Annotated in this window: 4 protein-coding genes and 1 riboswitch; all 4 genes read right to left on the bottom strand. The window is 75.4% G+C overall.

Annotated features, from left to right (window positions below; all coding sequences use genetic code 11):
• On the bottom strand, window positions 1-738 hold a 738-nt coding region (locus L0B03_RS16380; protein WP_250447853.1), incomplete at its 3' end, for an ABC transporter ATP-binding protein.
• Entirely contained in the window at window positions 735-1,373 is a 639-nt protein-coding gene (locus tag L0B03_RS16375) for an ECF transporter S component (protein ID WP_250447851.1), read from the bottom strand. The genes L0B03_RS16380 and L0B03_RS16375, both read right to left, overlap by 4 nt.
• Window positions 1,370-2,062 (bottom strand): Ykof family thiamine-binding protein, encoded by a 693-nt coding sequence (locus L0B03_RS16370; protein WP_250447849.1) that lies wholly within the window; start codon window positions 2,060-2,062, stop codon window positions 1,370-1,372. Before L0B03_RS16370 ends, L0B03_RS16375 begins: the two co-directional genes overlap by 4 nt.
• An 84-nt stretch (window positions 2,063-2,146) precedes the next feature.
• Window positions 2,147-2,266: riboswitch (TPP riboswitch) on the bottom strand.
• A gap of 21 nt (window positions 2,267-2,287) precedes the next feature.
• A partial coding sequence (locus tag L0B03_RS16365) for a nitrilase-related carbon-nitrogen hydrolase (protein WP_284501931.1) occupies window positions 2,288-2,626 on the bottom strand: 339 nt, incomplete at its 5' end.

The raw sequence follows: 2,626 nt of genomic DNA, 5'->3' as shown, positions 1-2,626 counted from the left end.
GCCCCGGCGCGGCGGGTGCTCGGCGAGGACCCGGTCGGTCGGTCCGTCGAGGTCGAGCCGACCGTCGGCACCGATCAGCACGGCCCGCTCGGGCTGCCACGGCATCGCGGCCAACCGGTGCTCGACCAGGACCGTGGTGCGGTCGGCACGCTCGGACTGCTCCCCCAGCACCCGCAGCACCTGGGCGGCCCCGACCGGGTCGAGCATCGAGGTGGGCTCGTCGAGGACCAGCAGGTCCGGGTCACCCACCAGTACCGCGGCCAGCGCGACCCGCTGCTGCTCGCCCCCGCTCAGGGCGCCCGCGCGCCGGGTCCGCAGGTGGCCCGCCCCGACTGCAGCCAGGGCCGCCTCGACCCGCGGACCGATCTCGGTCCGCGGGACGCCACGGTTCTCCAGGGTGAACGCGACCTCGGCCTCGACGGTCGGCAGTGCGACGCCGGCCGCCGGGTCCTGGCCCAGCCAGCCCACCCCGAGGGCGAGCCGTGCGACCGGGACCCGTCGGGGGTCCTGACCGAGCACCCGCAGGTCGCCGACGACCTCGGCGTCGACCGACTGCGGGACCACGCCCGTCAGGCAGTGCAGCAGGGTGGACTTGCCGCCCCCCGAGGGACCGAGCACCAGCACCCGCTCGCCACGCCCCACCGTCAGGGCCGGGATGTCCAGTCCGAGCCGTTCCCGTGCGGGGTACCGGACGCGGACGTCCTCGAGCTCGACCGCGGCGGCGCCTCCCTCGCTCACGGCGCCCCCGCGCTGCGCCGGGCGGCTCGACCGGCAGCGAAGTTGTCCAGCACCCCGGTGCGGAGCAGCGCCTCGGCGATCACCTTGGCCAGGGCGCCGGTCAGCAGCAGACCGCTGGCCAGCTGCAGCACGATCCGCAGCGCGAGCAGGTCCTGGGTCCACCAGTCGTACAGGGTTCCCGCCCAGAGGAAGTTCGCCACGGCTGCGGTCAGCCCCGAGACCAGGAACGTCGGCCAGCCGAAGCGCCGGTAACGGGTGGCCGCGAAGGCGATCTCGGCGCCGCCGCCCTGGACCAGCCCGGCGATGAGGAGCATCGGTCCCGCGGGCGAGCCGAGGAAGGCGAACTCGACGAAGGCCGCCCCGATCTCGGCGACGATCCCCGCCCCGGGCCGACGCACGATGAACACCGCGAGGGGGGCGACCGTGATCCACCCGCCCATGAGCACGTTCTGAGCGAGATCGCCGAGCGGGCCCATCGCGACCTGCAGTCCGCCCCAGGCCTGGACCAGGGCCCAGTAGAGGAAGCCGAAGACGGCCGCGAGGACGGCGAGGACCACGAGGTCCTTGAGGGGCCAGGCGAAGGCCTCCCGCCAGCCGTTCTCCCGGGGTGGCAGCTCGGTCTGGGTCCCGGTCATCGGGTCTCCCCCGCCCGGGCCGCCGCGGAGCCGGGCGTCGTGGCCGCGCTCGGGGAGCCGAGGCTGACGGTCGCGTGCGCCGCGACATGGGCGACGCTGCGACCGACCACCGTCCAGGTGTCGAGCAGGGTGCCGAGCACCTCACCCAGGTCCCCGTCGAGCCGGGTCGCGAAGTTCTCGGGCCCGGACCAGGTCCCGGCGGCCTGGGCGGCTGCGATGGCCTGCTCGATCGGACCCATCGCGTCCTCGGTGCCCAGCGGGTACAGCGCCCAGTGGGCGGCCGCCTGGCGACCCGTGGCCGCGAGGGCGACCGGGGCCACGTGGGCGAGCTCGCCCTCGGGCAGCGTGCAGCCGACCTCCCCCGGGCAGCCCCGGGACAGCGCCAGGGTCGCGACCACGTGCCCGGTGGGGGTGAGCTCAGCCGCACGGTCGACCGCCGCGAGCAGGAAGCGCCCGATCTGCTCCTCGCTGCCGCGCAGCAGCGTCGAGACGTCATCGGTGCGCACCGTCACCTCGGGGGCCGCCGCGCGGGCCGCCTCGAGGGCACCGAGGATGACGGGGATGAAGTCGTCAGCCGCGGGGTGCAGGGTGAAGCGGGCACCCACGCCCATCCGGACGTGGTCCGGGGCGCCAGGGGCCGCCGCAGCGGGCTCGGCGGGCGGGCGCGGGCAGGTGGACTGCTGAGTCATCGGGGTCGCCTCCAGGGAGTGCACGGACCCCCGGACAGCACGGCACCCTCGAGTGCCAGCACCCCGTCGCGCGGACGCGTCGGCACACGGTGCCTTGCCCATCTCCCTACGCCGGTATCAACCGGATCAGGTTCCACGGGTCAGTGGCTCGACCTCTCGGTCCGACCACACTCTCAGCGCGTCCGCGCTCCCCGGGGGCTTGTCACCGCCGACCTTACGCCCGAGTCATCCCACGTCACAAGGCCGGCCCGGCACCACGACGTAGCGACGGTTGCTCAGGGCCGGGTTGCGGTCACGCACCGAGGCGACCAGCGACGGGTCGAGCTCGGCCGAGGCCGCCACCGGACCCTCGGTGGCCGCCAGGAGGATCCCCTGCGGGTCGACCAGGACCGACCGACCGGTCACCCCCGGCCCGGTCTGCGCGGCTCCGAGCACGTAGGCGCAGCTCTCGATCGCCCGCGCGCGCAGCAAGGTCTCCCACTGGTCGGCCTTGTGCTCGCCCGCGGCCCAGGCGGCGGGCACGGCCAGCGCGGTGGCCCCGGCGTCCATGAGCCGGCGAGCCGA

The organism is Actinotalea sp. C106 (assembly GCF_023630195.1).
Lineage (GTDB): Bacteria > Actinomycetota > Actinomycetes > Actinomycetales > Cellulomonadaceae > Actinotalea.
This window is presented reverse-complemented; position numbering and strand designations above follow the sequence as displayed.

Bases quoted from the DNA above. Each gene is read 5' to 3' on its own strand.
- L0B03_RS16375 (WP_250447851.1), bottom strand. From the start codon at position 1,373: ATGACCGGGACCCAGACCGAGCTGCCACCCCGGGAGAACGGCTGGCGG.
- L0B03_RS16370 (WP_250447849.1), bottom strand. From the start codon at position 2,062: ATGACTCAGCAGTCCACCTGCCCGCGCCCGCCCGCCGAGCCCGCTGCG.